At 36.2% G+C, this 4,317-nt stretch carries 8 protein-coding genes; 7 read left to right on the top strand and 1 reads right to left on the bottom strand.

From position 1 onward, the window contains the following. From AC3AX0_RS08160 to AC3AX0_RS08145, 4 genes are all read left to right on the top strand, one after another. Positions 1-1,117, top strand: a 1,117-nt coding sequence (locus AC3AX0_RS08160; protein WP_487549805.1) for a DEAD/DEAH box helicase, incomplete at its 5' end; no start/stop codon positions are given. A 40-nt stretch (positions 1,118-1,157) separates the two neighbouring features. Continuing rightward, positions 1,158-1,352: a YwbE family protein gene (locus AC3AX0_RS08155; protein ID WP_487549804.1), complete on the top strand. Its 195-nt coding sequence runs from the start codon at positions 1,158-1,160 to the stop codon at positions 1,350-1,352. A 26-nt stretch (positions 1,353-1,378) separates the two neighbouring features. Beyond that, positions 1,379-1,768 (top strand): hypothetical protein, encoded by a 390-nt coding sequence (locus AC3AX0_RS08150; RefSeq protein ID WP_487549803.1) that lies wholly within the window; start codon positions 1,379-1,381, stop codon positions 1,766-1,768. A 17-nt stretch (positions 1,769-1,785) separates the two neighbouring features. Further along, positions 1,786-2,259 (top strand): M48 family metallopeptidase, encoded by a 474-nt coding sequence (locus tag AC3AX0_RS08145; protein ID WP_487549802.1) that lies wholly within the window; start codon positions 1,786-1,788, stop codon positions 2,257-2,259. 74 nt (positions 2,260-2,333) lie between these two features. On the opposite strand, the gene AC3AX0_RS08140 is transcribed toward AC3AX0_RS08145, so the two are convergent. Further along, the gene (locus AC3AX0_RS08140) at positions 2,334-2,573 is read right to left on the bottom strand and encodes a TIGR03905 family TSCPD domain-containing protein (protein ID WP_487549801.1); all 240 of its coding nucleotides are present in this window, start codon (positions 2,571-2,573) and stop codon (positions 2,334-2,336) included. A 168-nt stretch (positions 2,574-2,741) separates the two neighbouring features. Between AC3AX0_RS08140 and AC3AX0_RS08135 the strand changes: the two genes are divergently transcribed. The 3 genes from AC3AX0_RS08135 to AC3AX0_RS08125 form a co-directional block, all read left to right on the top strand. Next, on the top strand, positions 2,742-3,104 hold the full coding sequence (locus AC3AX0_RS08135) for a VOC family protein (protein WP_487549800.1): 363 nt from the start codon (positions 2,742-2,744) through the stop codon (positions 3,102-3,104). Between the two features lie 194 nt (positions 3,105-3,298). Next, entirely contained in the window at positions 3,299-3,991 is a 693-nt protein-coding gene (locus AC3AX0_RS08130) for a response regulator transcription factor (protein ID WP_487549799.1), read from the top strand. Beyond that, positions 3,991-4,317, top strand: a 327-nt coding sequence (locus tag AC3AX0_RS08125) for a hypothetical protein (RefSeq protein WP_487549798.1), incomplete at its 3' end; no start/stop codon positions are given. The genes AC3AX0_RS08130 and AC3AX0_RS08125, both read left to right, overlap by 1 nt.

Raw genomic sequence — 4,317 nt, 5'->3', positions numbered from 1 at the left:
AGACAGAATGCTTGATATGGGATTCATAGATCAGGTTGAAAGCATAATCAAAAGGCTTCCAAAGGACAGGGTAACATTGTTGTTTTCAGCTACCATGCCGGATGAAATCAAGAATATATGCAGAGCATATATGAAGGAACCATATACCATCGAACTTGAATCCGATACAAAGACTGTAGATAGTGTCAATCAGATATACTATAAGGTTAAGTATAATGAAAAGAATACCCAGCTTAACAAGATACTTAAAGTTGAACAACCGGAAAGTTGTTTAGTTTTCTGTAACACAAGAATTGCGGTTGAAAGAGTCAATGCATTCCTTGAAAGAAAGGGATATGTAACCGCACCTTTACATGGAGCAATTTCTCAGAACAAGAGACTTCAGACTGTAAAGAAGATAAAGAATGGTGATGTTCAAATCATTGTAGCAACCGATGTTGCGGCAAGAGGCTTGCATATCGATAATCTCAATCTTGTAGTAAACTACGATGTTCCTGTAGAGAAGGACAGCTATGTTCACAGAATTGGGCGTACTGGACGTGCTGGAAACACTGGAAAGGCAATAACCTTTGTCACTGCAGAAGATTTCATGGCCTTCTATGAGATTGAAGAGCATGTAGGAATAGTCATATATGATGAAGAACTTCCAACAGATGCATATGTGAAGGAATGTGTTTCAAAGGCTGAAGGCAAATGGGTGGAAATAACGAAGCAGAATCTAGCAAAACAGTCTTCAAAATCACACAAGAGCAAGCCTAAAACATCAGGCTCTGATAGGAAGCAATCTTCAAGCAGAAGAAAGCCTGATGATAAAAGAAAGCCTGATAAAAGAAAGTTAGACGAAAAAAAACCAAATGAAGTAAAGCTTGATGAGAGAAAACAACAATCTGAAAACAAGAAAGCAAATGTACACAAAAAACCAATAAAGAAAACTTCTGGTAGAAAGCCTGTTGAAAAGAAAATTACAAAACCTGAAAACAGAGCTAGAAGAACTCAAAGAAGTCAAGAAGATATAGCTAGAGAAATAAGGGAAAAGATTAAAACTGCTAAAAGGCCGCCTGTAGAGAAGAAATCATTTTTGAATCAAATAAAGGAAGCTTTGCTAGGAAATAAATAAGAATTTTATTACATAGTCGTTTAGTTATAGGAGATATAAAATGAATGGAACAAACCGTGAAAATATAAAAAAAGGTTTAACAGTTAATATAGTACAAAAACAAGACCAACGTTCAGGTAAACTGACTGAAGGTGTAATCGAGAAGATTCTGACAAAATCCTCAAATCATCCGCATGGTATAAAAGTTATGCTAGATTGTGGAACTGTTGGTAGAGTTAAGGAAATATTAAGTTAGATTAGAGTTGGATAATGGAGGATTAAATGATTACAGTATATTTGGAAGGAATCCCCGGATTCTATGAGAATGAAGATGTTGAGATTAGATACTGCATATTGAATGATGAAGAGCAGGTAAGCAAAAAATCCATGTACAAGGAATACAAAAAACCTGCCATTGTAGGCCTTTATGCATTGTCTGAGCTTTGCAAGGACTTGAAGGAATATTCGCATCAGGATATAACCATAAAGATAAATGATCCCGTTCTTTTCGAGCAGATTAACGGTACTTCCACAACTAGGAACAGGGATATTTTGAAGATGGCTGAGATTACAAGAAATAGGATGAGAAAGATTAACAAGACAATTGAAATAATTGATGTCAGCATAGATAGACAGGAATTGCTGAAATGGAATGAACTGCTTAAGTTTTAAATAGGGAAGCTGGTATAATGGAACAAAAAAAGTACTATTATCAGGGGAAAACTTATCCTCTGATTTTTAGAATTAATCATTCCGCAGTGAAGTCCACTGTTGAATGGGACGGAGAAAATTTCATATGCGAATGCAGTGAAATTTCTGAAAAGAATGCTTCAGATGCATTAAAGGCTTTCTATACAAAGTCATGCAGGAAGCTAATAGACAAGAGATTGAGAAAATATCAAACCCATTTCAAAGTGAAATACAGGTCTTATAAAATAGACGACAGCATAAAGAAGTGGGGAAGTTGTAGTTCGGAGCGCCATTTGATCTTCAACTGGAGGCTCGTATTGTTACCGGTACAAATAATCGACTATGTAGTTGTACACGAGTTTTGCCATTTGGTTCATATGAACCATGATCGATCATTCTGGCGACTTGTGGGGAAAGTATATCCAGATTATAAGAAGGCTGAATCCTATATGAATGGAATAAGAATAAAATAACAAAACCAGGAAGAATTATTTTTTCCTGGTTTTGTTATTATTGAATGTATATATAGTCTTGATTACTAGTCATATCATGATATTGACAGTAGGGCTTTGGCAAGCTGGTCCGGGCAGGATGTACTTTTTCGGCCACAAGTTATACCGTCAAGCTTATCTATTACTTGCTTCACGGTTAATCCTTCAACGAGTTGTGATACGCCTTGTAGGTTTCCTTCACATCCTCCGTGAAACGTTACATTTTTTACTATGCCGTCTTCAACTTTAAAATCTATTTGACTGGAGCATACTCCAGTTGTCTTGTAGTTTTTCATTTGTTCCTCCATAAATAAAATCCACTAAAGTATATAGTATTTATAATAAAGGGTCAAGAGCAAATGGTTTTTAGAATATGTATATATAATATTTGATTAAAGATTGAATTGGTATATACTTATAGTATGCAGTTTTAGCTAATAAATAAGATTAAGAGGATGGTAATTATGAAATTTTGTTGGTGTACGATACATGTTAAAAATTTGGAAAAATCAAGAAGGTTTTACGAAGATATAGTTGGATTGAAGGTTGATAGAACGGTTGATGCTGGTACAAGACAGATATTATTTATGGGCGAGGGAGAAACACAGGTTGAGTTGGTCTACGAGCCTGAAAAAAGGAGAATTGATGTAGGAGAAGACATCAATCTTGGATTCCAGGTTGAATCCCTTGATGAAATGATGGCTTTTGTTGAAGAAAAAGGTATAAAAATTGAAGCCGGACCAATGCGGCCTAATCCCCATGTGAAATTTTTCTATGTAAAGGATCCCGATGGTCTTATGATACAGTTTGTTGAAACTATGAATTAAGCAGTTTTCTCAAATTATCGCCATATTACCGTCACATAAATAGGTTATTATTAATTGTACAGAAAGGTTCACAGAAAGGAAATAGATAAAACAGCATACCGCGGATGAAGAATTCGGGAAATTGCTTTTTGAACTAAAAACTGATATATTAGACAAAATGAGAGAGATGTTATTGTTGGCATCTCTCTATTGTAATGGGAGTTGAAATCATGTATGATGTGAAGCTTTTAATTGTTGAAGATGATGATAGAATCAGGGAAATCCTGGTTAAGTATATGAAAAATGAAAACTTTGAAATTGATGAAGCACCTGACGGCAGGAATGCAATGAAGCTTCTGGACGACAATAAGTATGACCTGGTTGTTCTGGATGTCATGCTTCCGGATATTGACGGATGGTCCATACTTAAGCATATAAGAGAAAAGGATAGTGAAATGCCCGTCATAATGCTAACGGCAAGGTCTGAGGAAGAGGACAGACTATTTGGATTTGAGCTGGGAGCTGACGACTATGTAACAAAGCCCTTCAGTGCAAAGGAACTTGTGGCAAGGGTGAAGGTTCAGTTGAAGAAAAGCCGCAGGTCGGTATTGGATTCCATGGTAGTTCTTGGAAATATTAAAATCAATACAGAATACAGGCAGGTTTATATTAACGACAAGGCGGTGGAACTCACTCCTATCGAATACAGCCTTCTTCAATATTTTGCTGATAACTTGAACATAGCTTTAACTAGGGATCAAATATTGAACAGCGTATGGGGATATGATTATTTCGGCGAGGAAAGGACAGTGGACACCCATGTTAAAAGGCTCAGAAAGAAGCTCCTTGATGATGGGAAGAAAATAAAAACAGTAAGAGGTCACGGTTATAGAATGGTGGTGGATTGATGAAATCTATAAGCTCAAAAGTACTACTATATTTTATATGTTTTGCACTGGTTATATTTCTTTTCATTGGAATAGGACTCAAGTTTATATTGCCTCAATATTATCTGGACAAGCAGATGGACAAGATATTTGAAGCTACAGGATATATAAAAACAAATTATGGTCTTATAACAGATGAGGATGCTGAACTCAAACTTGAAGGACTTAGGGAAGACATTGGAGGCAATCTCTATATCCTTGAAGAAACTGGAGAGCTAAAGGGATACGGATACGGCAAGAATAGGAGTCCCAAAAATAAGGGTACCCAGTTCGTGAAGGACGGAGAC

This window comes from Dethiosulfatibacter sp., assembly GCF_983023055.1.
This window is presented reverse-complemented; position numbering and strand designations above follow the sequence as displayed.

What these genes read in the sequence shown, in the direction of transcription:
- AC3AX0_RS08155 (WP_487549804.1), top strand. Translation starts at nt 1,158, where the DNA reads ATGAATGGAACAAACCGTGAAAATATAAAAAAAGGTTTAACAGTTAAT.
- AC3AX0_RS08140 (WP_487549801.1), bottom strand. Translation starts at nt 2,573, where the DNA reads ATGAAAAACTACAAGACAACTGGAGTATGCTCCAGTCAAATAGATTTT.
- AC3AX0_RS08150 (WP_487549803.1), top strand. Translation starts at nt 1,379, where the DNA reads ATGATTACAGTATATTTGGAAGGAATCCCCGGATTCTATGAGAATGAA.
- AC3AX0_RS08145 (WP_487549802.1), top strand. Translation starts at nt 1,786, where the DNA reads ATGGAACAAAAAAAGTACTATTATCAGGGGAAAACTTATCCTCTGATT.
- AC3AX0_RS08130 (WP_487549799.1), top strand. Translation starts at nt 3,299, where the DNA reads ATGGGAGTTGAAATCATGTATGATGTGAAGCTTTTAATTGTTGAAGAT.
- AC3AX0_RS08135 (WP_487549800.1), top strand. Translation starts at nt 2,742, where the DNA reads ATGAAATTTTGTTGGTGTACGATACATGTTAAAAATTTGGAAAAATCA.